Below are 23,212 nucleotides of genomic sequence, written 5' to 3'. Positions count from 1 at the left end.
GTCCGAGTGGATAGGTGTAACGCGGATCCGGCCGGGGCGCCCTGCCCGCGTGGCCGCGGCGGCGCGCCGGCGGCGCCGGCCGGGGCGGCCGCGGGCGGGAAGCGGACGGGCGCGCAGCGGAGTGCTAATGCTTCGGGAATGCCCGTCGCCAACCTGAACGGAACCGAGATCCACTGGCGCGACGCCGGAAGCGGCTCGAGCGCCGTCGTCCTCCTCCACGCCTTCCCGCTCCACTCCGGGATGTGGACGCGGCAGATCGCCGCGCTCGAGCGCAAGCACCGGGTGATCGCGCTCGACTACCGCGGCCTCGGCAAGAGCGGCACGCCGCCCGAGGCGTCCACGCTCGACCTGCTCGCCGGCGACGTGCGGGCGCTGCTCGCGCACCTGCGCGTCGGGCGCGCGGCGGTGGCGGGGCTGTCGATGGGCGGCTACCTCGCGTTCGAGCTGTACCGCCAGGCGCCCGGCCTGTTCCGCGGGATCGCGCTCTGCGACACCAAGGCCGGCGCGGACGACGAAGTCGGCAAGGCGAACCGCGAGAAGTTCGCGCGCACCGCCCTGGAGAAGGGGCTGGGCTGGGTGGCGGACGAGATGGTGCCGAAGCTGCTGCGGCCGGGCGCGGACGCGGCGGTGGTGAAGGAGGTCCGGCACCTCATCCTCGACGGCACGCCCGCGGGCGTCGCCGCCGCGCAGCGCGGGATGGCGAAGCGCCAGGACTCGATCCCCACGCTCGCGACCATCGCCTGCCCGGCGCTGGTCGTGGTCGGCGCGGAGGACGGCATGACCCCGCCCGCCGAGGCGAGGAAGATCGCCGACGGCGTGAAGGGCGCGAAGCTCGTCACCATCCCGGACGCGGGGCACCTCGCGAACGTCGAGAACCCCGCGGCGTTCGACGCCGCGCTGACCGCGTTCGTGGACGGGCTGCCGGCGTAGCGGCCTCCGCTCATCCTTCGACAGGCTCAGGATGAGCGGGGTTCGGAGCCGCGGCGCAGGCTCCCTCGACTCCGCGCGGCCTTGCCGCCGCGCTACGCTCGGAATGACCCTTCGACTCCGGCGGGCCGTGGCCCGCCTACGCTCAGGGTGAGCGGCCTGCATCCGGCGGAATGAGCGACCAAAGCTCGCTCACCCTGAGCGTAGGCCGCACCGCAGGTGCGGCCGGAGTCGAAGGGTCGTGGTGAGCCCTTCCATCCGCTCGTGGTGAGCCTGTCGAACCACGAGCGGAGAACGAGGCTACGACGGTTCCCGCACCGACTCGGTCAGCCCCGCCACCGCGGCGGTCACGGCGCGCTCGATCTGCGCGCGGACCTCCTCGGTGACGTTCGGGTCGTCGTCGGCGAGCACGTCGAGCTGCTCGGCGACGTACGCGGCGAGCGCGGGCTGCACGCTCTCGAGCGGCGGCGGCTCCTTCTCGACGGCGCGGAGCTGGTGGTACTCGACCGCGCCGAGCCGCTCGCCGAACGCCTGGTCGAACATGGCCCAGGCCTCGAACGCGAGGTCCTGCGCGGCCACCGCGGCGGCGTCGGGGAGGGGCGCGGCGTCGAGCCAGGCGGCGAGGTCCGGCTGGACGTTCTGGAAGCGGTCGCGGCGGCGCTGCAGCTCGCGCGGCGCGGCGGCGGCCAGGTTCTTCCACACCGCCTCGACCAGCTCCGGCTCGAGCACCTCGCCCTCGCCGGCGCCGCGCTCCGGCAGCTCGGGCGGCGCGGCCGGCTCCGGCACCACCTCCGGCGCGTCGTCGAGCGCGCCGAGGCCCGCGGCGAGGCGGGCCCACAGGCCGAACAGGTTCGAGTAGAGCCGCCGCGCCGCCTCCGGCGACTCGAAGCGCGGCTCGTCCTGGAAGATGCCGGGGATGACCGCCGAGCGCGGCTCGCCCGCCGCCTGCGCCTGCGTGAACATCGCCACCACGTCCTCGGCGCGGTTCTTCGAGCCGGCCCGCTCGAGCAGCGCCGAGAGCACCTCCGGCCCCTCGTACACCGGCGCGATCCCCGGCGTGGCGTCCTCGCCCTTCCCTCGCCTGCGGCTCATGCATCCTCCGTCGGCCGGTGGACCCGGCCCGAGACGCGGCGCAGGACCGCCCGGGGGACCAGGCGCGACGCGGCCGCGGTGAGCTTGTAGATCGGGTGCGGCACCCACACCACCTCGCGGTCGCGGAGCTGCTCGATCGCCTCGAGCGCGGCCGCCTCCGCGGTGAGCATGCCCGGCGGCGTGCCGAACCGGCCGCCCGTGCCGGCCACCTGGCCGAACTCGGTGTCCACCGGCCCCGGGCAGAACGCGCCCGCCCACACGCCGCTGCCGCGCAGCTCCTCCGCCAGCCCCTCGGTGAACGAGAGCACGAACGCCTTGGTGGCGCCGTACACCGCCATGTACGGGGTCGGCTGGAACGCGGCGGCCGAGGCGACGTTCAGGATCGCGCCGCCGCCCGCCGCCCGCAGCTCGGGCAGGAACGCGTGCGCGATGAGCACCAGCGCCTCGCAGTTGACGCGCAGCATGGCCGCGAGCCGCGCCGGGTTGGCGCGCTCGAAGCGGCCGTACTGGCCGAGGCCGGCGTTGTTGACGAGCAGCCCGGCGCCGCCCAGCCGCCGCGCCGCCTCGACCAGCCGCTCCGGCGCGCCCGGGGCGGAGACGTCGAGCGCGAGCGGGTGGATCTCGGCGCGGCCGGCGGCGTGCGCCTCCGCCGCGAGCGAGCGGAGGCGGTCCTCGCGGCGGGCCACCGCCAGGACCGGCCGGCCCCGGCGCGACAGCTCCCGCGCCAGGGCCAGCCCGATGCCGGCGGAGGCGCCGGTGACGACGGCGAGCGGCTCGGGTGCGGCGGGCGGGGCCATGACGGCCGAGTGTAACAACCCCGGGCCGCGAAGGCCCGGGGTCACCCGGACGCGGTGGCGCGGCACACCCGCGCACCCCGGACTTCACTCCTCGTCGTCGTCGTCCGCCAGGCCGAGGCAGCCCGGGCCGGGGCCGTGCATCATGCCCATGCCGGGCCCCATGCCCATGCCCATGCCCTTGCCCGGGCCGGGACCGCCGCGGCGGAACTTCATCATGCCGGGGCCCATCCCCGGCCCGAACCGGCCCTGGAAGCGCTCCAGGAACAGGACCGCGCGGGCGCGCTTCTCGGGGGAGAGGTCCTTCGTGACGGTGGCGACCACGTCGCGGTCGATCGCCTGCATCTGCGCGCGGGCGTCGAGCGCCGTCTTGATGGCCTGGTCCACCTCGCCCGCCGACACCTTCTCGCCCTGCGCGGCGCGGCGCAGCACCTGATGCGCGTCGTGCAGCTGCTTGTGCAGCGCGAGCCGCCTGTCGTCGAACTTCCCCACCTGCTGGCCCAGCTTCAGCGCCTGCTCCGGCTCGAGATCGAGCGCCTCGGCGAGGCCGAGCGTCCGGGTGAGCCGCATGCGCCGCTCCATCCGCTCCGGATCACCGCGCGGCCCGGGCGCCTGCGCCCCGGCCTGCGCGCCCTGACCGCCGCCGGGCCCCGGGCCCGGCCCGCGACCCTGGGCCAGGGCCGCGAGCGGCAACACCACCAGCACTGCGAGGAGCTTCCTCATCGCCTTCCTCCTTCTTCGTGGGTTTCCCGGTGGTGAAGGACCGCCCTTCACCCACCGTCGTACGCGGCGAGCGCCGTGGAGTCCTGCCCGCCCGAGGATGTCTCCTCCAGCGAGAGCACCTCGGTGTCCTGCCAGAGCGTGTCGAGGTCCGGCTCCTGCCAGCGCTCCGCCTCGGCCACCTCCGCCGGCGCGGCCGCGCGGCCGGGCAGCCGCTGCCGGACGGCGAGGGGCACGATCACGAGCGCCGCCGCCGCGGCCACCGCCAGGAGCCCCAGCGCCAGGCGCCGGCCGGTGCCGAGCGCGCGCAGCGTCCGCGCGGCCGGGCGGCGCGCCGCGAGGGCCGCCGACGTGGCCTCGGCGAGGCCGTCGAGCGCCCGCAGCTCCGCCTCGCCGGGCGGCGGCAGGCGGGCCGCGGAGAGGAGCGCCGCCGCGCGCGCGGCCTCGGCCCGGCAGGCGGCGCAGGCGGCGAGGTGCCGCTCCAGCGCGGCCGCCTCGGCGCCCTCCAGCGCGCCCGCGGCGTGCAGCGAGACGGCGAGGGCCTGATCCCGGCAGGCGGTCACGGCGACTCCTCCTCCCCGGCGAGCGCCTGGAGCCGGCGCACCGCGTGGTGGAAGCTCACCTTGGCGGAGTTCTCGGTGGTGCCGAGCGCGGCGGCGATCTCCGAGAACGGCAGCTCGGCGTCGATGCGCAGCGTGAGCACCTCGCGCTGCCGGCGCGGCAGGCCCAGCACGGCCCGGCGCACCCGCGCCTCGCGCTCGGCGCGGACCGCGGCCTCGTGCGCGGCCGCCGGGGTGGCCGCGTCGCGGTCGAGCGCCTCGAGCGGCGCGCGGGTCCAGCGCGTCTCGTCGCGCAGGTGGTTCTTGCCGAGGTTGACGGCCACGCGGACGAGCCAGCGGCGGAACGGCACCGCCCCGGCGCCCCCGCGCGCCAGGGTGCGGCGCGCCGCCTCGAAGGCGCGAAGGAAGGTGCGCTGCGCCAGGTCGCGCGCGTCCTCCGGGGTCCGCGCGTACCGGCGCACCAGCGCGAGCACCAGCCGCTCGTGGTGGCGGACGACCTCGCCGAACGCCCGGTCGTCGCCGGCCAGGAACGCCGCGACCGCCACCTCGTCGGAGATCGCGGCGGGCGCGCCCGGGGTCGCCGCGGGGCCGGGGGCCGCCGGGGGGCGGAGCGCGCACCGCCGGGCACCACCCGGAGCGTCGGCCGCCCTCTCTCGACGTCGTCCGCCATGCGAATCCCCGGGGTCACGCCTGCCAAGACCCCTTGCCCGTCCAGAGGTTAAAGACTAATCCTGCGGCTCGGATTCCAACCGATTCGAAGGGGTTCCCGCATGCTGGACCTCAAGGCCGTCGCCGCCGACTTCGAGAGCTTCGAGCGCCGCCTCGCCCGCCGGGGCGAGGGCGCGGTGCAGGCGCTCGCGCCGGTGAAGCCGCTCGCCGCCCGCCGCCGTGAGCTGAACGTACTCCTCGAGAAGCAGAAGAAGGAACAGGCGGACGCGAACGCGAACATTCGCGAACTGGCCCGTACCGACAAGGGCGCGGTGGAGGGCGCGCGCGCCTCGCTGCGCGCGCTCGGCGACGAGGTGAAGAAGACCGAGGCCGCGCTCGGCGAGGTCGAGGCGGAGCTGTCGCGCCTGCTCATGCTGGTCCCGAACCCGCCGCACGACTCGGTGCCGGACGGCAAGGACGAGCACGACAACGTGGTGGTGAAGACCTGGGGCGAGAAGAAGGCCTACGGGTTCACGCCGAGGCCGCACTGGGAGGTGGGCGAGGCGCTGGGCGTCCTCGAGTGGCAGCAGGCGGCGAAGCTGTCCGGCTCGCGCTTCACCATCCTGAAGGGCGCGGCGGCGCGGCTGGAGCGCGCCATCGTCTCCTTCTTCATCGACGTCCACACCTCGCGCGGCTACACCGAGATCCTCCCGCCCTACCTCGTGACCGGCGAGACCATGACCGGCACCGGGCAGCTCCCGAAGTTCGAGGAGGACCTGTTCAAGACGACGAACGAGCCGCCGATGTACCTCATCCCCACGGCGGAGGTCCCGGTCACCAACATGCACCGGGACGAGATCCTCGAGGCGAGCGCGATGCCGGTGTCGTACTGCGCGTTCAGCCCGTGCTTCCGCGCCGAGGCCGGCTCGGCCGGCCGCGACACCCGCGGGATCATGCGCCAGCACCAGTTCCACAAGGTGGAGCTGGTGAAGCTCTCGAAGGCGGAGGACAGCTACGCCGAGCACGAGAAGATGCTCGACGACGCCTGCGAGGTGCTGCGCCGGCTCGGCCTGCACCACCGCGTCTCGCTGCTCTGCGCCGGCGACATGGGCTTCTCCTCGGCCAAGACCTACGACATCGAGGTGTGGTGCCCGGGCCAGGACGCCTACCGCGAGATCAGCTCGGTCTCGAACTGCGAGGACTTCCAGGCCCGCCGCATCCGCGTGCGCTACCGCGGCGAGAACGGCAAGCCGCGCCTCGCGCACACGCTGAACGGCTCGGGCGTGGCGGTGGGGCGCACCATCGTGGCGATCCTGGAGCAGTGCCAGGAGGCGGACGGGACCGTGGTCATCCCCGAGCCGCTCCGCCCGTACATGGGGGGCCTCGAGCGGATCGCCGCCGAGACGTTCCCGCGGGGCGTGGAGCGGTAGCCGCCTGGTACGCGCCGGGGCATGACCCGGCGTACAATCGCGGGCGATGGCCCTCTACGCCGCGCGCTGGGAGCGTTCGCTCAAGGTGAGCACGGCGCTGTTCGTCGTCCTCAGCGCCGCCGGCGCGGCGGTCACCGCGTTCGCGGCCCGGCGGCCGGAGACGCCCGACGTCGGGCTGCCGGCGCTGCTCTTCGCGGCGCTCCCGGTGTTCATCGTCGCCACGGCGGTGGCCGTCTGGGCGCTCGCGCCGAGCGGCTTCGAGATCGAGGCCGCGCTGATCCGCGTGGAGCGGCCGCTCCTGCCCATCGAGATCCCGCTCCGCGAGGTGCGCGAGGTGGAGCTGCTGGCGCCGGGTGCGCTCGCCGGCGCCATCCGGCTGCTCGGCACGAGCGGCGCGTTCGGCCACTACGGCCGGTTCCGCTCGCGCTCGCTGGGGAAGTTCCGGATGTACGCGACGCGGGGCGACGGCCTGGTGCGCGTGACCACCGACCGCGACACGTTCGTGCTCTCGCCGGATCCGGCCGAGCCGTTCGTGGAGGAGGTGCTCTCCCGCGCCGCGCGCGCGCGGCGCGTGAGGCCCGGGAGCCGGTTCGCGTCGCGCCCGCCTGGCGCTCGCTCACCCCGAGCGTAGGGGCTGCGAAGCAGCCCCGGAGTCGAGGGACCCGGAGTCGAGGGGCACCTCCATCACCACCTCGGCCCCCGCCCCCGCGTCCGCCACGTAGGCCCGCCCGCCGTGCCCGCGGGCGATCTCCGCCACGATGGCGAGCCCGAGCCCCGCGCCGTCCGGCCCGGCCGCCTCGCCGTTGCCGCGCTCGAACGCCTGGAACACCCGCTCCCGATCGCCCGGCGCGATCCCCGGCCCCTCATCGCGCACCGCGATGCGGGCCACCTCGCCGGCGCGCGAGAGCCGGATGATCACCGGCCGGCCGCGCGGGCCGTGGCGGATGGCGTTCGAGAGCAGGTTGTCGAGCGCCTGGCGAAGGCCGGCCGCGTCGAACGCGGCGGGCAGCGCCTCCGGCCCCTCCACCTGCACCAGGATCCCCTTCGCCTCGGCCGCGGCCCGGGCCGCCTCGGCGGCCTCGTGCGCCGCCTGCACCAGATCGCCGGTGGTCCGGTCCCAGGCGCCGCGCCCGGCGGTGGCGAGGTCGAGCAGGCGCGTCGCGAGCCGGGCCAGCCGGTCCACCTCGCGCCGGGTCTCGTCGAGCGCCTCCACCAGCTCCGGCGCCTCGCGGCGGCGGCGCAGCGCGAGGTCGATGGAGGTGCGCATGAGCGTGAGCGGCGTCCGCAGCTCGTGGGCCGCGTCCGCGACCAGCCGGTCCTGCGCCTCGCGGGCGCGGCGGAGCTTCTCCGTCGCGTCCGCCACCACCCGGCCCAGCGCGGCGATCTCGTCGTCGCCGTGCGCCGCCGGCGCGACCGCCTCGAGGTTCCCCTCGCGGAGCGCCGCCATGTGGCCGGTGAGCGCGTTCACCCGCCGGGCCAGCCGGCGCGCGTGGAACGTCTGGAGGAGGAACAGCGCCGCGCCGAGCAGGAGCGCCATCGCGAACCCGGCGCGCCGGAACGTGCGCACCGTCTCGTGCACGCCCGCGAGCGAGGCGGAGAGCTCGAGCGCCCACGGCGCGCCGTCCTGGCTCGTGACCCCCACCGTGAGCACGCGGTCCTGCCCGCCGTGCCCCGCGCGGCGCCGCGTGGCGAGCCGGGGCTCCGGCCCGAGCCCCTGCGGCGACAGCCGCTCGTCCACCAGGTCCGGCGGCGCGTCCTCCGGGAACACCAGGATGCGCGTACCGGTCGCGTCGTAGAGCGCGGCCGCCGGCGCGAAGCGGGTGAGCGCCCCGCGCAGCGGCGAGGTCGCCATGTGCAGATGCGGCTTCCCGCCCGGCGCGTCGAACAGCGACACCGCCTCCGCCGCGGCCTGGCCCATGAGCGCGTCGTCGAGCGCGCGCTCCAGGCTGGCGCGGAAGAGCTCGGCCGCCACGAGCGCCGCGGCGACCATGCCCAGCGCCGGCACCACCGCCCCGAGCAGCCAGAGCCGCGCCGCCAGCTTCACGCGCCGGCCCCCGGCGGCACCGACAGCCGGTACCCCACCCCGCGCACCGACTCGATGCGGACGCCCGCGGCGCCGAGCCGGTCGAGCTTGGTGCGGAGGTACCCGACGTACACGTCCACCACGTTCGAGTTCCCCTCGAACTCCTGGCCCCACACCGTCTCGATGAGGCGGCTCCGCGAGAGCACCTCGCCCGCATGGCGGGCCAGCTCGGCGATGAGGCCGTACTCGCGGGCGGTGAGCGTCTCGGACTTCGCGCCCGCGATGAGCGCGCGGCGCCGGGCGTCGAGCGTCACCGGGCCGAGCGCGGACACGTCGCTCGCGCCGCCGCGGCGGTGCAGCGCCTCGATGCGCGCGATGAGCTCGTCGAAGTCGAACGGCTTCACGAGGTAGTCGTCGGCGCCGGCGCGCAGGCCGGTGACCTTCTCGCCGGTCGAGCCGCGGGCGGTGAGCAGCAGCACCGGCGTCCGCAGGCCCCGCGAGCGCCACTCGCGCAGCACCGAGATGCCGTCGAGGTCGGGCAGCGACCAGTCGAGCAGCACCACGTCGTAGGCGATGGTGGTCGCCTGCTCCCGGGCCGCGAGGCCCGTGCCGCAGACGTCCACCTGGTGGCCTTCCTCGGCCAGGCCGCGCGCCAGCACGCGCGCGACCCGGTCCTCATCCTCGACCAGCAAGAGCTTCATGCACGGGCTCCGGCGCCGATGATCCCTCGGCCCGGCGCGAGAGCCAAGGATAGAGCGCCGGGAGCACGAGCAAGGTGAGGATGGTGGAGGTCACCAGGCCGAACGCGACCACCGTGGCGAGCGGCCGCTGCACCTCGGCGCCCACCCCGGTGGCGATGGCCATGGGGATGAAGCCGAGGGCGGCCACCAGCGCCGTCATCAGCACCGGCCGGGCCCGCTCGCGGGCCGCGGTGGCGGCCGCCTCCGCGGGCGAGAGCCCCTCCGCCTCCAGCGCCACCAGGCGGTTCATGAGCACGACGCCGTTCAGCACCGCCACGCCGGAGAGCGCGATGAAGCCGACCGCCGCCGAGATGGACACCGGCATGCCGCGGGCCCAGAGCGCGATCATCCCGCCCACCGAGGCGAACGGGACGTTCATGAAGATGACCAGCGCCGGCTTCAGCTTCCGGAAGGCGGCGAGCAGCACGCCCACGATGAGCACCAGCACCACCGGGATGACCACCGCCAGGCGGCGCTTCGCCTCGTTCAGCGTCTCGAAGGAGCCGCCCCACTCGATCCGGTAGCCGGCTGGCGTTCGCACCTGCGCCGCCACCGCGCGCTCCGCCGCGCCCACCACGCCGCCCAGGTCGGAGCTGCGCACGTTGAAGCCGACCACCAGGCGGCGCTCGGCGTCCTGGCGCGACACCAGGCTCGGCGCCACCTCGCTCGACACGTCGGCGACGCGCGAGAGCGGCACCAGCGCGCCGCCCGGCGCCGGCAGGCCCAGCGATGGGAGCGTGAACGCGCTCGCCCCGTCGCCCAGGCGCAGCACGATGGGGATGCGGAGCGGGCCGTCGTAGGTGGCCCCCACCTCGACGCCGGTGCGGACCGCCGTCACCGCGTCGAGCACGTCGCGCACCGTGAAGCCCGCCGCCGAGACGTCGAGCGGCCGCGGCCGGACCTCGAGCAGCGACACCGCCGGCGGCGCGTAGATGCGCACGTCCTCGGCGCCCTTCACCTGCTCCACCACCCCGGTCACCTGCTCGGCCAGCCCGCGCAGCGCCGCCAGGTCCTCGCCGTAGACGGAGATGGTGACGTCGGCCACCGAGCCGCCCAACAGCTCGTTGAAGCGCATCTGGATGGGCTGCGTGAAGGCCGGGTCGCCGCCCGGCGCCTCGCGCCCGATGGCCAGCCCCACCTCGCGGATGAGCTCGTCGCGGGTGAGGCCCTTGCGCCACTCGGCACGCGGCTTCAGCGTCACGAACACGTCCGCCTGCTCGAGGCCCATGATGTCGGTCGCGACCGCCGGGCTGCCCACGCGCGACACGATGCGCGTCGCCTCCGGCACCTGCGACAGCACCGCCGCCTCCATCCGCCCCGCCTCGCGCACCGCCGACTCGAGCGAGATGTCCGCCGCGCGGGTGGTCTGAATGACGAGGTCGCCCTCGTCGAGCTGCGGCACGAACTCCGAGCCCGCCGTCATGAACAGCGCCACGCCCAGCGTGAGCAGCGTCACCGCGCCGGCCGCGACCGCCTTCGGGCGCGCCAGCGTCCGCTCCAGGAACGGCAGGTAGAGCCGGTCGAGGAGGCGCACCAGCGGCGGCGGGCGGGCCGGGATGTCCTTCGGGCGGAGCAGGAGCGCCGCCGCGGCCGGGATGAAGGTGACCGAGAGGACGAGGGAGGTGAGGAGCGCGAAGACCACCGTCAGCGCCATCGGCCGGAACATCTTCCCGTCCACGCCGGTGAGCGACAGCACCGGCACGTAGACGAGCAGGATGATGAGCACCGAGAAGAAGACCGGCGTCGCCATCGAGCGCGTCACCTCGCGCACGTGCGCCGCCATCTTCTCGCGCGCGCCGCGCCGGTCCGCCGACGCGAAGCTCGCCGCGGCCACCCCGTGGAAGATGGCCTCCACCATCACCACCGCGCCATCCACCACCAGGCCGAAGTCGATGGCGCCCAGGCTCATCAGGTTGCCCGGGATGCCCAGCAGCACCATCGCGCCGGTCGCGCCCAGCATGGAGAGCGGGATGGCCGAGGCCACCAGCAGGCCCGCGCGGAACGAGCCCAGCATGAGGAACAGCACCGCCACCACCAGCAGGCCGCCCTCCAGCAGGTTCTTGAAGACCGTGTGGAGCGTGCCCTCGACCAGCTTCGACCGGTCGTAGACGATGTCCACCGTCACGTCGTCCGGGAGCGCCGCGCGGACCTTCGTCATCGCGCCGTGGACGCGGTCCATCACCTCGAGCGCGTTGTCGCCCCGGAGCATCTGCGCCATCAGGTAGACCGTCTCGCCGTGGCCGTTCTTGGTGGCGGCGCCGATGCGCGGCATCGCGCCCACGCGGATGTCCGCCACCTCGGCGAGCCGCACCGGCGGGAGCTGGCTGTCCTCGGGGTGGATGAGCGCGTGGGCGAGGTCGGTCGGGTCCTTCGGGAGCGCCACCGCGCGGAGCAGCGACTGCGCCGAGCCCGCCGGCACGCTCGCGCCAGCGGCGGTGCCCGTCGCCTGCTCCAGCGCGGCGCGCAGGTCGGCGAGCGTGAGCCCGCGCTGCGCCATCCGCACCGGATCCGCCCGGACCTCGAGCGTGCGCTGCTCGCCGCCCCAGGTGTTCACCTCGACCACGCCCGGCACGCTGCGGAGCAGCGGCGAGACGCGGAGCGTCGCCATCTCCAGCAGCTCCGCCGGCGTGCGGCGGTTGGAGGAGATGGTGAAGTGGAAGATCTCGCCCAGGCCGCCCGTCACCGGGCCCAGCTCCGGCGCCGAGACGCCGCCCGGCAGCTCGACCGTGTCGAGCCGCTCCTTCACCACCTGGCGGGCGCGGTAGGTGTCCGCCCCGTCGTCGAAGACCGCGGTGACCGAGGAGATGCCGTAGCGCGAGAGGCTGCGCTGCTCCACCATGCCCGGCACGCCGCCCAGCGCCGCCTCGATGGGCCGGGTGACGAGCCGCTCCACCTCCTCCGGCGTCAGGCCCGGCGCGCGCGTCAGCACCAGCACCTGGTTGGTGGTGATGTCCGGCATCGCGTCGAACTTGAGGCGCGCGCTGAAGATGGCGCCGAGGACGGCGAGCGCGACCGTGAGCGCGACCACCAGCTTGCGGTGGTCCACGCACCACGCGACCAGGCGTCCGATCACGGCTGCTCCTCCGCCGCGGCCAGCGCCGCGTCCGCCGCGACCTCGGTGCCCGGCTCGACGCCCTTCACCAGCGCGTCCGCGCCGGAGGTGGCGAGCACCTGCACCGGCAGCCGCTGCGGCTTCCCCGCGACGTTGCGGACCACGTAGGCCTGCTTGCCGTCGAGCGCCACCGAGCGGGCCGGCACCGCCGCCGCCGCCTCGCCCATCTTCACCGCCAGGCGCGCCGAGAGGCCCGCCGGCAAGCGCGCGCCGCCGTTGTGGCCCGCGAACCAGGCGGCGGTGGTGCCGTCGCGCGGATCCACCACCGGCGCCCGGCCCAGCAGGTCCACCGGATGGCGGGTGCCGTCCGGCAGGATGAGCTCGAACTTCGCCGTCGGCGGCGGCGCGTACGCGAGCCGCGCCTCCACCCGCGTCTCGCCGTCCGCGGCGACGCGCGCGATCGGCTCGCCCGCCGCCTCGCGCGTCTCGCCGATCGAGGCCTTCACCTCGTGCACCATCCCCGAGATCGGCGAGCGCAGGCCCACCTGCCCCGAGCCGTCCAGGATGCGCCGTGCGTCGCCCGCCGCGAGGTCCGCCGCGCGGAGCGTCGCGAGCGCGCTCTGCTGGTCCGCGCGCGCCTCGGCGAGCTTCGTCTCCGCCTCGAGCAGGTCGGAGAGCTTCACCAGGCCGTCCTTCTTCAGGCCGTCGAGCTGGTCCTTCCGGCGCTGGTAGGCCTCGAGCCGCGTCGTCGCCGCCGCGTAGGCGCCCGCCGCCTGGACCACCTCCGGCATCACCACCTCGGCGATGACCTGGCCCTTGGCGACCTTCTCGCCCGCGCGGACCGAGATCTTCGTGATGCGCGCGCGGAACGGCGGCGTCACCGCGGCGACGCCTTCCGGCGCCGGCAGCACCGTGGCCGGCGCCTCCAGCAGCGAGACGCCCTCCGCCGCGCGGACCCGGACCCAGGGCGTGCGCGCGCTCGTGGCGGCGGCCGGGGTCGTGTCCGCGGCGCCCGCCTGCTCCTTCGCGAGCTTCAGCGAGGCCGGTTCCACCGGCGAAGCCTGCGGCGGCTGCGGCGGCGCCGGCTCCTTCGAGCAGGCCGCCAGCGCGGCCAGGGCGGCGACGGCCGCGAGGAGGGTCTTGCGAGGGGATCGGTTCACGGCGTCGCTCCGGTGCTGCGGGGTTGCATAGGTTCGGTGGCGGGCTGGTCTGCCCCTCCATCACGCTCACCAGGTGATCCGCTCACCCCGAGCGTAGGCGGGGCCGAAGGCACCGCCGGAGTCGAGGGGCGAGCGAGCGCTTCCGCGAGCGCGGTCCTGTCCTCTCCCGCTCGCCCTGAGCCTGTCGAAGGGCGAGCAGGGGCCGCCGGCCCCCCATCCGTCGGCACCAGCGCCACCAGCATCGCGACCTTCGCCCGCGCCCACGCGTGCGCCGCCCGCGCGCGCAGCTCGCGCGCCCGCGCCGCCGCCGCGCTCCGGCGGGCCACCAGGACCTCGACCACCGTCGCGTCGCCCGCGCGCATCGCCGCCTCGCGCAGCCGGGCGCTCTCCGCCGCGGCCGGGACCAGCGTCTTCTCGAGCGCGGAGAGGACCTCGCCCGTGTGCTCCACCTCGTGGAAGGCGCGCGCCAGCTCCGTCACCGCGCGGCGCGACGCGTCCTCCGCCTCGCCCGCGCGGCGGGCCGCCGCCGCGTCGAAGGTGGCCGCCTCGCGGTGGCCCCGCTCGAACACCGGGAAGGTGAAGCCCACGATTCCGTAGAGGACGTCGTCGCCCGCCGAGTCGCGCTGCCCGCGGACGCCCAGCTGCAGATCGAGGCCGCGCGCCGAGCGCGCCTCCGAGGCGCGGGCCCGGTCCGCCTCCGCAGCCAGCTTCTCCGCACGGGCCGCCGGCAGCGCCGCCGCGCGTGCGATGAGCGCCGGCCACGCCGCGCGCTCCGGGACCGTCGCCATCGGCAGCTCGCCCGAGGTCGTCATCGGCAGCGGCGTCGCCTTGCCCACCGTCTCCGCGAGCCGGAAGCCCAGGTCGGTCACCTCACCCTCGACCGAGAGCGAGGCCAGCCGCGCCTCCGCCTCGTAGGCGTCGGCGTCCGCCGCGTCCGCGCGCGTCAGCGCCGCCGACTCCGCCGCGCGGCGCGTCCGGGCCGCGAGCTCCATGGCGAGCCCCAGCTCCTCGCGCGAGAGCTGGAACGCGTTCTCCGCCGCCCACATGTCCAGCCACGCCTGCGCCGCGTAGAGGCGGCGCGAGAGCGCCACCGCGCGGGCCTCGTCGCGGAGCTGCTGCTCCTCGGTGCGGGCCGCCTTGCGGCGATTGCCCGAGAGGCCCGCCAGGTTGAAGGACTGCGTGAGGGCTACCTCGCCCTCCAGCCGCGGGTTCGCGTCCCTGGTCGCGAACCCGGGCTGGAGGACGAGTGAGGGGTTGGAGGTGAGCAGGCCAATCTTGGAATTGCCCTCGGACTTGGCGGCGACCGCGCGCTCCGCGCCCGATACCGAGGGCGCCTCCGCCGCGAGCCCCAGCGCCTCGTCGAAGGTGATGGCGTAGACGCGCTCCGGCGCGAGCGGCGCCATCCGGTGCGGTGGGGAGGCGTGCGGTTGCGGGGCCGCCGGCGCCGGCGCCGGCGCGACCGGCGGGCTCGACGGGGCGACCGGATCGGCGACGACCAGGAGCGAGAGGAGAAGGACCGAGGAGGGCATCATCGCGGGCCGTGTTCTGCCGCGGCCGGCGCGCCGCGGCATGGGTTCCCCGTGAGAAGGCTCTCAGAAAAGGTCCCGTAGAAGCGGCATGTTGTCGCAAGCCGGGTCGTGACGCCCGTACGATGCGTCCGCGCCCCTCCCGACGCCGCTCACGCCGCTCGCCGCACCGCTCCGTGCGGCCCGTCCACATCCGCTCATGCCGAGCGTAGGCCCGCACCATAGGTGCGGGCCGGAGTCGAGGCACCCACCCATCCGTGGAGCCCCCTCCCCCACCGCTCATGCCGAACGGACCTGAGTCACCCCCGCCCACCCAGCTCCCCCCCGTTCACGGAGCAGGGGGAGCCGGAGGGGGAAGATGCCGCCGCCCCCCACCCCGCCGCCGGCAGGTCGCAGTCCCAGCAGCGGAGGGGGGTTCGTGCTGGGCCTACGACCCGTCGACACGGAGGTGCCCGTCGGCCTTGCGGGGCGCGCAGCCGGCGGGTGCGACGAGGTGGGGGACGGCAGGCATCGGGAGGACCGTACGAGAGAGCGAGCGGCCACTGCATGGGAGCCGGATGAGCCCGCTCTCACGCGCCCCGCGCCCAGGCCGCCCGCCCGTGCGTTCTCCGCTTGATCCCCGGCCGACGGTGCCGTATATGGGCGGACTCCGAGCGCCGGACAGGATGTCCCGGGGCCCGGAAGCAGATGGAACGAGGACGGATTCGCGGTTTTCGGAGGAGTGGCCGAGCGGTTTAAGGCGGCGGTCTTGAAAACCGCAGAGGGTTCACGCCCTCCGAAGGTTCGAATCCTTCCTCCTCCGCCAGGACAGAAGGAGCGGAAGAGGTTCTGGAAAGGTGGCCGAGAGGCCGAAGGCGCTGGTTTGCTAAACCAGTATACGGGGTGACCTGTATCGAGGGTTCGAATCCCTCCCTTTCCGCCAATCTCGCAGCACCGCAGGACCCGCAGCACCGCAGCACCCCGCCCTCCCCGGCGGCACAACCGAATAGGCTTTGCGCCCTTAGCTCAGTTGGATAGAGCGTCGGACTACGAATCCGAAGGCCAGAGGTTCAAATCCTCTAGGGCGCGCCAAAAAAGAGCCGGCTTCTGAGGAGTTGTCTCAGAAGCCGGCTTCTTGTTTTTTTCGGGCTCTCGGTTCCCTGCAGCACGGGCACAGCGAGACCGACGCTGGACGGGAAGGCGCGCCCAATGCTGGGATACCGGCTGGAGGGTGAATGCCGTCACGGCTTTGGGAGGCCTTCAACTGCTACGTCGTCCTGGAGGTTCCGGCCACGGCGTCGCCGCAGGACGTGAAAGCGGCGTGGCGCCTCGCCTGTCGTCGCCACCACCCGGATCTTGGCGGATCTCACGACGCCATGGTCCGCGTGAACGCGGCGTCAGCGACCCGGTAACCCGCGTCACCCATGACCTCTTCTGGAGGATAGGAGGCGCCGCGCCGCGGCGGCCTACCCAGCCTCCGCCGCCTCCCACGCGACCGCGACCGGAACCCCGCCGACCGCCCACAGCTCAGCCCGACCCGGCCGCCCGCGCCAGAGAAGGCGCACATCCGGGCGAGCCGCTCGGAAGCGTTCGAGCGCGGGTCCGGCGCAGGATCGAGGAGGAGGCGGAGAGGATTCGCAGTGAAGTGGGGGCTCGGGCGCAGAAGTTCGCGTCCGACTACGCCCGGTCCGTAGCGGACGCGCGACGTACGGTGGCCTACTCGTTCGCGGGATTCGTTTGCTGCTCCGCTGCTGGCTTCGTGTTCAAGCCGGCATTCCTCGGCTCGGTCGTTGCGGCGCTGTCCTTCGTCGGCCACCTCCCCGGACCTGGAGTTCGCGGCGAGCGGAGGTTCGTGCTGCTTCCCTCGAGCGGATGGGCGCGGCGCAAGGCCGAAGAGTCCGCTCACGAGTCCACGGAGCGCGACGTCGTCGGCCTCGAACGCTACTTCGCGGACCTGGCGTCGTTCGTCGACCTCGTCATGCGCGATTCGACCTTCGACGACAGCGAGTCGCAGGTTGCCCGGCGGATCACCGTAGCCTTCTTCCTGCTCGGATACGTTCCCCTCAGGTACTCCGGCGTCGAACGCACGCTCGAGTTCAGCGACGGCGACGACCGAATCCTCGTCCGATTCCGCCACCGCGAAGGAGCGGCCGTCAACGTAACGATCCCGCAGATGCTCGCGGCCACGATGCGTCACTCGGGTGTTTCGCGAGGGTACCTCTTCTGTTCCCCGGGGCTCTCGGGGAACGCGGCGGCGTTCGCGGCCGAGCACAACATCCGCGCCTACACGATCGAGTCGATGAACGAGTGGATCGATCGGACGCTCGCGGCCGACTACGCGGGCCCCGGCGGCGACATCCTGGCCCACCTCGATGCGCTGAAGACATTCCTCGGCGGCCTCTCTCGCGTCCTCCCGGAGCACCGCACGAGCCATCGCTCCCGCGGACCGCGGCGACGCCACAGCCGCTGGTGGTGACACGGAAACACAGGCGTCGGCGGGTGTCCGTCCCTGCGGTAGGATCACGTGGCGTTCGGGAGCATTTCCCGAACCCGTCACACGGCTCCGGTACACGCACCCAGGCTAGCGATACCTGATGACCTCGACCGCGACCTGGTACGCCGCCGCTCCGTCCGAGCTTCGCTCCGAGCGGCGCACTCTGGACCTCGGCCTGCGTCCCGCGCTCAGGCATTACACCGACCTCGTCGTCCCGGGGCTAGGTCGCGTCTGGTTCGTTCGCCAGTTGAGCTGGGCCGTCGCGGGGCTGCGGCTCTCGACCGAACCCGCAGACGACGGCCGGCGCCACTCGCCGACGTCCTGCGCGCTCGGGATCGAAGCCCTCGCGTGCAAGCTCGCCTACGAAGACGGGGGGCAGCTCAGTCGCGTGATCGGAACGCGCGCCTTCGCACGCGACGAGAAAGACCCGGACACGCGGTCGTTCCAGGCACTCACCCGGCGCGAGCACTACGTACTGAATTCGTATCGCTCGGGAACGGTCCGGGCGCTGACCTCGAGCGCGGTGGGCGCCCGGCCGGCCGGCCTCGGCTTCGCGCACGGCTCTCGTTTCTCGGCGATGGTCTTGACGCCCCCTGGCGATGAACTCGCCGGTGCTTTCCTCGACGTAGCGGCAGGTAGGTCGCGGGTGCGCGACCACCTCCGCCGGTGGATCGGTGGAGGCACGGTCCCCGCGAGCTCTCCGGCGCTATGCCGCGCCCTTCATCCCCAGGCGCCAACCGCGCTCGAGCGCAGGCTCGTCGCCCACCGGCTCGTGCATGTGGACTCGCTCGAGGCCCGGAAACGAGGGGCGTTGGCACGACTGCTCGTGCGTCACTCGGACCTGCCCCCGCTGTCGGCCGTTCTTTCGGCACTTCGGCGCGGCGACCCGGAGCGCCGTCAGCAGGCGGACGAGATCGTACTCGCGTTCGCGTTCGGAGCGATGCTCGAGCGGGCACAGCGTCTCATCGGCGCCATCACGGTCGCGATGGAGAGGCACCTCGCAACGGACTCGGCCGTGCTGAGTCGCCGAGCGGCCGTCCGCGAGGCGGTCGGCGCGTTGCGCGAGGCAGCCCGTGACTACGCGCAACTGGAGCGGGCGGATGCGAGCAAGGGGCACTCGACTGCCCACCGGTTCGCAAGCCGTCTCGAGTCACTCGCGGACCCCGCGCTCCTGCAGTTTGTGGCTTCTCGCGACGGCAAGATCGTTCGCGCTGGCGACTCCGGCGAGATAGCGCGCGGCCCATTGTTCACGACCATGCTGACGCTTGATGCGGAGCAGGACACCGACGATGATGGCGCGACCGATCCCGAGACGAAGGCCGGCGGCCGGAGGTTCGGACTCGCCAACCTGCACTCGTTGGCGCGAGACATCGGCGCGGAGCGCCTTGGATGAGTCGCCGCACTCTCCTCGACGCAGTGACGGCGCCCCCCGACTTGCACGGGCAGGTGGGCTTGTTCGTGTCCATGTCCGCCAGTCGGCCGTTTCTCGAACAGATCGTGAAGCGGTTTACCGGGCTCGGCCGCGACCGCCGCGCGGCGCTCGGCTTGCCGGTCGCGTTCTTGGTGCTCGATCCGCACGCAACGGAGCAGAGAGGCGAACTGCTGTCCCCTCTTGCCGTCCCCGGGCTCCTCGAGCTGGCGCCGACGGGCGGCGGGAAGAAGGCACTGCTTCACGCGAAGCTTGCTCTCCTCGCGTTCGGAAGATCGCGGGTCGGCCCGCCCTCGACGCTTCGACTCGTCGTCAGCACGGCGAACTGGACGGATCGCTCGGCGCGGCACCAGCTCGAACTCGCCTGGCACGTCGATGTCTCGTGCGGCTCGCGCGGCGCCCTCGCGGCTGCTGACCCGGTGGACCGTGCCGACGTGGCGGCTGCAGGCGGCTTCGCGAGGCGCGTGCTGGAAGGTTACGACGCGCCGTCCACCAACCGCGACGGCCTCGCGTTCGCGCAGCGCCTCCACGACCTGCTGAACCGCTGTGAAGACGTCGCTCCGAGTCGAGGCGTACGGCCCAGGTTCATTCACTCGCTCGACGGCCCGCTGCTCGGTGCGCTCGAGTCGGCGGTTTGCGGAAAGCGAGGGCTGAACTTCCTGGCGTGTGGCTCGGGTTCGTTCGAGTCGGCACCGAAGAGCGGCCGGAAAGACCTCGAACCGAAGGTGCTGAAAGTCCTCTCCGGACTCGTGCCGGATGACGCGACCAAGATCGTCACGACGGAGCCTTCTGCTGCGGGTGCACTCGCTGGCTGGGCCCACCGTGCAGGGGAGGACGGCTGGTCCGTCCGCGAACCCAGCGACCCCATTCGCCGCCGTGAGCCGCGCGCGTTGCACGCCAAGTTCGTCTTCGTCGGCCACGCTTCGCGGCGTCAGGTACTCAGGGGCACCCTGTATCTCGGCTCGGGCAACCTGACATTTCGCGGCTTCCGGTGGGGCGTCCCCCAGCACGGCAACATCGAGTGCGGCGTGATCCTCGCGTTTCCCGGCGCCTGCATGTTCGACGAAGCCCTCGAATCTTTGTACGTCTCACGGAAAGAGGTCTCGCCCGAGGATCTGGCCGAGGATTCAGCCCACGAGGACGAGCCTGACGTGAAGGCGGAGCCACTCATCGAAGTTCCGCCGCTCCGCGGCGTTCGCCTCCTCGAGGACGAGGTAGGTGCCTACCTGGAGCTCCATTGGCGACCGGAAGTGAACACGGGGGAGCGGTTCCGGGTGCTTATCGACGATCGCACGGAGGACATTGAACCGAGCGTCGAGCGGGTGCGACTCGCCGACGGCGTCAGCCCTGGAGTGATCCGCATCGAGCGCGGCAAGGGAGTGGAGCCGTGGACGATCGCCGTCGAGACCCACTCCCTTCGCGTAGCGGCCAGCCCGGAGGCACCCGAGTCCTTCGACGAAGCGATGGCGAAGTTGCTCGATTTTCCCGCCGCTGCGGATGACGCGGCCGAGGATCAGGAAGACGAGAACGAAGATGGCGCGGAGGAACGCGACCCCGACGCTGCGCCGCCCCCAGCGACGACGGTACGCGCACTCCGCGACGACCTCGCGAAGTATCCGCTCCAGAAGGCGATGGAGTTCCTGGACGGACTCGGGGCACATCAAGCGCGCGTTCCGCCGTACCTCCTCGACGATTGGGTGCAGCACCTCGAGGTCATGCTCGATTCTCAGTTCCGCCCGCCGGAGCTCGGAGCATGGCGCGCCGTCGGAGTGCCCTTCCGACGTGCGCTTCTCGCCGCCGGGTTTCGCCCCGCGGCGCTGAATGAGGCCCAGCTCCGCCGTTACCGGTCCATCGTTGACCGCTTCGTTCGCGCCGTGGAGGGACGGTGAGTACCTTCGCCTGGTCAGCGGTGGCCGCGTGGCTACGGGCAGCGCGCACGACGGCGCCCTTTCGCGAGACGCTCCAGGCCGGGCAGCTCGAAACGCTCGAGTTCATCGCGGAGCGCATCGAACGGCACGGGGTTATCGTCGCGGACGAGGTCGGTCAGGGCAAGACGCGCATCGCGTGCGCCGTCGTCGAGGCGGTCGTGAAGTGCGGCGGACGCGCGGCTGTCGTCGCACCACGCGGCCTCATGCACCAGTGGACGAGCGAATACGCGAAGCTTCAGGGCAGACGGCCAACCCACGCTCGGAAGCCCCTCGCCCTCACGACCCTGCAGAACTGGGTCAGCGAGCCGCGGCACGCGGCGACGATCGCCAGCCCGTGGTGGCTTATCTCGCACAACTTCCAGTATCCGCGGATCACTTTCCGTTCGGACGATTGGAAGTGCGCTCTTCCGTCGCTCGTCCTGTCGGAACTCCACCCCGTACTCCGCAAGGACGGACGCACGTTGCACGGGCGCATAGCGGCACGTGCCGCGGGCACTGCTTCGCCGTGGCCCGAACTCCGTGCCATGGCCGCTCGAATCGCACAGCGCGTAGAACGGAACGGCGAGCTGCACAGGCGGCTGCAGGCGCTTCCGTGCCTGGGTCAGGACGAGGAGGTGCTGCGGGAGGACTTCTTCGCCGGCGGGGAATCGTGGAGGACCGCAAGGCAGCTACTCGGCCGGTGGATGGGACCCTTCAACCTCGTCGTCATCGACGAGGCGCACAAGAGCCGCTCGCCGACAGAAGACGACCCATCTCGCGCCCGGCACATGCGTCAGAAGGTGTTGCCGGAACTACTCGAGCACCTGTTTGTTTCTGGCCAGCGGCGGCTCAGCCTGACGGCGACGCCGATGGAACTCGAGGCCCGACAGTGGGCGGAGCTCGTCGAACGTACGATCCCGGGACGTTCGACCCGCGACCTCACCGTCAGAGCGGACGCGTTCCTCGCCAGCGTGAGGGCAGTCGCAGTGGCTCCCGACGACGTGGAGCGGCTCGGACAACTTGTGGAGGCGTCTCGCCGGTTCCAGGAGGAGCTCGAGCCGGTCGTCACGCGGCGCCGACTTCTGTCACCGGAGCGACTGGACGCGCTCCGGAAGCAGATCGAGCCTTGGGACCCCGCAGCGCGCACCTCGCCCCACCCTCACCGGCGTAGGCAGCCGTACCCCATCCCTGCCGAGGACGGATTGCACGGCCGCGCTTCCCGGTCCATGCTCGTCGCGTTGGAGGGTTACTCCAGAACGTCGCGCGGCCTGCCGCAGGACGCGCCGCACGAGGTTCACCACGGCGTCAAGACGCTCTACACGCGGATAGCAAGCGGGGCCGAACTCGAGGACGAGGTCGAACTCGACCTCCTGAAAGAGGTGCCCCGGCGCGGCCTGCCACCCGAAACCGCCGCTCAGCTCGATCGGCTGCAGTTCTGGCTCGGCGAGTACCGGCGGTCGCGGGACTCGCTGCGCCGCGAGGCTGCGCGCCACGGCGCGAGTGGCCTCGCGCCAGGGCTCGTCCATCCGCGGCTCCAGGCAACCGTGGATGCGATCGAGGAGTGGACCGAGGGTGCAAGGGAGAAGGTACTCGTTTTCGGCACCTTTAAGCGTCCGCTCCGGAACCTCCGGGATGTCGTGGACGTTCGATTCTGCCTGCGCGCGATCGACCGCGGACTCCCGATTCCTTTCGATCTCGCCGCCAGCCGGCGCCTGTTTCCGCTCGCGATGTGGCAGTTCGCCCGGATGCGGTCTACCGGCCAGTTCCGCGGGGCCCTGGCTGGACGACGGACGCCGAACCCCGCGATCATCGCGGGGCTGGCGAGAAAGGCGTACGCTAGGCATGAGCGTCTCCGTCGCGCCGCGGCGGCCGCCGTCTCCGAGTACCTGAAGAAGTACCTCGGGCGCGACGAGCATGGTTTGCGCGAGTCCTTGGGGACCATCCTGCGCGCCAGGGTCCTCGACGATCTCGCTGCCGCGGGTACGACAGAAGCGCCGCCCACTCGCCAGCTCCGAACACCGATCGAGGACACCATGCGCCTGCTGCGAGAGGCGGCGCAGGATCCCGAGGATGACGGGGAACCGCGCGGCTTCGCTCCGGATGCGCTCGCCGGCATTCGCGCTGAGCTCGACGCCGAGGCAAAGGAGCTGCGCTCCATCCAGACCGGGTACTGCCGCGTCATGGACGGAGACACGAGCTGGGAGGTGCGCCGCGCCATTCAGGAGGGCTTTAACCGGCCACGATCCTTCCCTCAGGTCGTCATCGCTCAGAGCCGGGTCGGGCGTGAGGGGCTGAACCTCCACGGCGCGTGCCGCGTTGTGGTTCAGTTCCATCCAGAGTGGAACCCCGGTGTGGTCGAGCAGCAAGTCGGCCGCATCGACCGACTCGACAATCACTGGAGCCATGCGTTTGCACGCTGGCAGGCGGTGCGGCGCGGTGCACCGCCGCGCATCGAGGTCGTCCGTGTGGTGTACGAAGGGACGTACGACGCCTATCAGCAGGACCTGCTCGCACGTCGAACGGCCGAGTTCGATGCCACCCTCTTCGGCTACGTGCTGTCGCCCGAGGCCTGGGCGCGGGTGCCCGAACCTTGGCGCGCGCGGCTGAGCGCCGCGGTGCCGGACTTTTCGCCGGGGAGGCCTCGGGCGGGGAACGGCGGCGCGCGCGACGCCGGCGGCGAGTCAGGGCGCGACAGCGCGGCATAGGAGGGCAAGCGTATCGGCATCGGTTA

18 protein-coding genes and 3 tRNA genes are annotated in these 23,212 nt (G+C 73.2%); 11 read left to right on the top strand and 10 right to left on the bottom strand.

The window, feature by feature from the left end:
• Nucleotides 1-138 precede the first annotated feature (138 nt).
• Nucleotides 139-930 carry an alpha/beta fold hydrolase gene (locus tag ACOQFB_RS01180; protein ID WP_421609271.1) on the top strand — a complete coding sequence of 264 codons (792 nt, stop codon included), beginning with the start codon at nt 139-141 and terminating at the stop codon, nt 928-930.
• A 297-nt stretch (nt 931-1,227) separates the two neighbouring features.
• On the opposite strand, the gene ACOQFB_RS01175 is transcribed toward ACOQFB_RS01180, so the two are convergent.
• From ACOQFB_RS01175 to ACOQFB_RS01155, 5 genes are all read right to left on the bottom strand, one after another.
• Complete coding sequence (locus tag ACOQFB_RS01175) at nt 1,228-2,019, bottom strand: hypothetical protein (protein WP_421609270.1); 792 nt, start codon at nt 2,017-2,019, stop codon at nt 1,228-1,230.
• Entirely contained in the window at nt 2,016-2,816 is an 801-nt protein-coding gene (locus ACOQFB_RS01170) for an SDR family NAD(P)-dependent oxidoreductase (RefSeq protein ID WP_421609269.1), read from the bottom strand. Before ACOQFB_RS01170 ends, ACOQFB_RS01175 begins: the two co-directional genes overlap by 4 nt.
• 84 nt (nt 2,817-2,900) lie before the next feature.
• Nucleotides 2,901-3,536 (bottom strand): periplasmic heavy metal sensor, encoded by a 636-nt coding sequence (locus ACOQFB_RS01165; RefSeq protein WP_421609268.1) that lies wholly within the window; start codon nt 3,534-3,536, stop codon nt 2,901-2,903.
• 47 nt (nt 3,537-3,583) lie between these two features.
• Nucleotides 3,584-4,096 (bottom strand): zf-HC2 domain-containing protein, encoded by a 513-nt coding sequence (locus tag ACOQFB_RS01160; RefSeq protein ID WP_421609267.1) that lies wholly within the window; start codon nt 4,094-4,096, stop codon nt 3,584-3,586.
• Entirely contained in the window at nt 4,093-4,638 is a 546-nt protein-coding gene (locus ACOQFB_RS01155; RefSeq protein WP_494492421.1) for a sigma-70 family RNA polymerase sigma factor, read from the bottom strand. Before ACOQFB_RS01155 ends, ACOQFB_RS01160 begins: the two co-directional genes overlap by 4 nt.
• Nucleotides 4,639-4,863: 225 nt before the next feature.
• On the opposite strand from ACOQFB_RS01155, the gene serS reads away from it, so the two are divergent.
• Nucleotides 4,864-6,171, top strand: coding sequence for a serine--tRNA ligase (gene serS / locus ACOQFB_RS01150; protein WP_421609266.1), 1,308 nt, complete (start codon nt 4,864-4,866; stop codon nt 6,169-6,171).
• 46 nt (nt 6,172-6,217) lie between these two features.
• Nucleotides 6,218-6,802 (top strand): PH domain-containing protein, encoded by a 585-nt coding sequence (locus ACOQFB_RS01145; RefSeq protein ID WP_421609265.1) that lies wholly within the window; start codon nt 6,218-6,220, stop codon nt 6,800-6,802.
• On the opposite strand, the gene ACOQFB_RS01140 is transcribed toward ACOQFB_RS01145, so the two are convergent.
• The 5 genes from ACOQFB_RS01140 to ACOQFB_RS01120 are packed head-to-tail and all read right to left on the bottom strand — an operon-like array spanning nt 6,788 to nt 14,549.
• On the bottom strand, nt 6,788-8,215 hold the full coding sequence (locus ACOQFB_RS01140; RefSeq protein ID WP_421609264.1) for an ATP-binding protein: 1,428 nt from the start codon (nt 8,213-8,215) through the stop codon (nt 6,788-6,790). The genes ACOQFB_RS01145 and ACOQFB_RS01140 overlap by 15 nt on opposite strands.
• On the bottom strand, nt 8,212-8,895 hold the full coding sequence (locus ACOQFB_RS01135) for a response regulator transcription factor (RefSeq protein ID WP_421609263.1): 684 nt from the start codon (nt 8,893-8,895) through the stop codon (nt 8,212-8,214). Before ACOQFB_RS01135 ends, ACOQFB_RS01140 begins: the two co-directional genes overlap by 4 nt.
• On the bottom strand, nt 8,870-12,007 hold the full coding sequence (locus ACOQFB_RS01130) for an efflux RND transporter permease subunit (protein WP_421609262.1): 3,138 nt from the start codon (nt 12,005-12,007) through the stop codon (nt 8,870-8,872). Before ACOQFB_RS01130 ends, ACOQFB_RS01135 begins: the two co-directional genes overlap by 26 nt.
• Nucleotides 12,004-13,146, bottom strand: coding sequence for an efflux RND transporter periplasmic adaptor subunit (locus ACOQFB_RS01125; RefSeq protein WP_421609261.1), 1,143 nt, complete (start codon nt 13,144-13,146; stop codon nt 12,004-12,006). The genes ACOQFB_RS01130 and ACOQFB_RS01125 overlap by 4 nt, the downstream gene beginning before the upstream one ends.
• A complete protein-coding gene (locus tag ACOQFB_RS01120; protein WP_421609260.1) occupies nt 13,143-14,549 on the bottom strand; it encodes a TolC family protein in 1,407 nt (468 codons plus the stop codon). The genes ACOQFB_RS01125 and ACOQFB_RS01120 overlap by 4 nt, the downstream gene beginning before the upstream one ends.
• Nucleotides 14,550-15,387: 838 nt before the next feature.
• Here ACOQFB_RS01120 and ACOQFB_RS01115 point away from each other — a divergent pair.
• The 8 genes from ACOQFB_RS01115 to ACOQFB_RS01080 all read left to right on the top strand — a co-directional run bounded on the left by ACOQFB_RS01115 (nt 15,388) and on the right by ACOQFB_RS01080 (nt 23,186).
• A tRNA-Ser gene (locus tag ACOQFB_RS01115) sits at nt 15,388-15,477 on the top strand.
• A 25-nt stretch (nt 15,478-15,502) separates the two neighbouring features.
• Nucleotides 15,503-15,594 (top strand) — tRNA-Ser (locus ACOQFB_RS01110).
• 72 nt (nt 15,595-15,666) lie between these two features.
• A tRNA-Arg gene (locus ACOQFB_RS01105) sits at nt 15,667-15,743 on the top strand.
• A 143-nt stretch (nt 15,744-15,886) separates the two neighbouring features.
• The gene (locus tag ACOQFB_RS01100) at nt 15,887-16,063 is read left to right on the top strand and encodes a J domain-containing protein (protein ID WP_421609259.1); all 177 of its coding nucleotides are present in this window, start codon (nt 15,887-15,889) and stop codon (nt 16,061-16,063) included.
• Between the two features lie 299 nt (nt 16,064-16,362).
• Nucleotides 16,363-17,127, top strand: coding sequence for a hypothetical protein (locus ACOQFB_RS01095; RefSeq protein WP_421609258.1), 765 nt, complete (start codon nt 16,363-16,365; stop codon nt 17,125-17,127).
• A 118-nt stretch (nt 17,128-17,245) separates the two neighbouring features.
• The gene (locus ACOQFB_RS01090) at nt 17,246-18,538 is read left to right on the top strand and encodes a hypothetical protein (RefSeq protein WP_421609257.1); all 1,293 of its coding nucleotides are present in this window, start codon (nt 17,246-17,248) and stop codon (nt 18,536-18,538) included.
• A 59-nt stretch (nt 18,539-18,597) separates the two neighbouring features.
• Nucleotides 18,598-20,463: a hypothetical protein gene (locus ACOQFB_RS01085; protein WP_494492420.1), complete on the top strand. Its 1,866-nt coding sequence runs from the start codon at nt 18,598-18,600 to the stop codon at nt 20,461-20,463.
• Complete coding sequence (locus ACOQFB_RS01080; protein WP_494492419.1) at nt 20,460-23,186, top strand: helicase-related protein; 2,727 nt, start codon at nt 20,460-20,462, stop codon at nt 23,184-23,186. The genes ACOQFB_RS01085 and ACOQFB_RS01080 overlap by 4 nt, the downstream gene beginning before the upstream one ends.
• Nucleotides 23,187-23,212 lie beyond the last annotated feature (26 nt).

This window comes from Anaeromyxobacter sp. Red801, from assembly GCF_049201065.2.
Lineage (GTDB): Bacteria > Myxococcota > Myxococcia > Myxococcales > Anaeromyxobacteraceae > Anaeromyxobacter.
Note: the sequence above shows the minus strand (reverse complement) of the source record. Positions and strands in the feature narration are given on the sequence as shown.

Excerpts from the sequence above, each read along its gene's own strand:
- ACOQFB_RS01180 (WP_421609271.1), top strand. The coding sequence starts at position 139 with ATGCCCGTCGCCAACCTGAACGGAACCGAGATCCACTGGCGCGACGCC.
- ACOQFB_RS01175 (WP_421609270.1), bottom strand. The coding sequence starts at position 2,019 with ATGAGCCGCAGGCGAGGGAAGGGCGAGGACGCCACGCCGGGGATCGCG.
- ACOQFB_RS01170 (WP_421609269.1), bottom strand. The coding sequence starts at position 2,816 with ATGGCCCCGCCCGCCGCACCCGAGCCGCTCGCCGTCGTCACCGGCGCC.
- ACOQFB_RS01165 (WP_421609268.1), bottom strand. The coding sequence starts at position 3,536 with ATGAGGAAGCTCCTCGCAGTGCTGGTGGTGTTGCCGCTCGCGGCCCTG.
- serS (WP_421609266.1), top strand. The coding sequence starts at position 4,864 with ATGCTGGACCTCAAGGCCGTCGCCGCCGACTTCGAGAGCTTCGAGCGC.
- ACOQFB_RS01145 (WP_421609265.1), top strand. The coding sequence starts at position 6,218 with ATGGCCCTCTACGCCGCGCGCTGGGAGCGTTCGCTCAAGGTGAGCACG.
- ACOQFB_RS01135 (WP_421609263.1), bottom strand. The coding sequence starts at position 8,895 with ATGAAGCTCTTGCTGGTCGAGGATGAGGACCGGGTCGCGCGCGTGCTG.
- ACOQFB_RS01120 (WP_421609260.1), bottom strand. The coding sequence starts at position 14,549 with ATGGCGCCGCTCGCGCCGGAGCGCGTCTACGCCATCACCTTCGACGAG.
- ACOQFB_RS01100 (WP_421609259.1), top strand. The coding sequence starts at position 15,887 with ATGCCGTCACGGCTTTGGGAGGCCTTCAACTGCTACGTCGTCCTGGAG.
- ACOQFB_RS01090 (WP_421609257.1), top strand. The coding sequence starts at position 17,246 with ATGACCTCGACCGCGACCTGGTACGCCGCCGCTCCGTCCGAGCTTCGC.